Origin of the sequence: Nioella ostreopsis, from assembly GCF_004000255.1 — a bacterium.
Taxonomy (GTDB): domain Bacteria; phylum Pseudomonadota; class Alphaproteobacteria; order Rhodobacterales; family Rhodobacteraceae; genus Nioella; species Nioella ostreopsis.
The window spans coordinates 1-359 of record NZ_RCIQ01000095.1; the positions used below are offsets into that span (position 1 = coordinate 1).

Sequence of the window (359 nt, forward strand, 5' to 3'; positions counted from 1 at the left end):
AGGTCTACCCCAAGTGATAGGCCGCAACTCGTGCTCGTGTCGCGCCCGAAGACAGAATTGCAGAACATTCCCGGCGTTATCGCGATCCTGTTTGCGTTCTCCTCGGACATCATCCTCACGAGCTCCGCCTCCGTAAACAGTCGGAGCACACCCATGTCGTGGAGATTAATCTCACCCTGCTCCTCCGCCTCGCCAAGGCGGGCCGTGACTGTTCCGGCTTCAGGGATGGCAAAGGCCAAGTCTACGCCAGCCCGCAGAGCGATATTCGTCTCACCCGAAATCAGATCGCCAGACACAGCCAACCCACCGTAGATCGCTCCAAAACCGAATCTGCCCGTGGCAATGATCGGATCGCCTGC

At 58.8% G+C, this 359-nt stretch carries 1 protein-coding gene; it reads right to left on the reverse strand.

Features of this window, described 5'->3' with window-relative positions:
- Nucleotides 1–359 (reverse strand): hypothetical protein (locus EP237_RS23410; protein ID WP_206052362.1); only part of this gene is annotated, 359 nt, incomplete at both ends.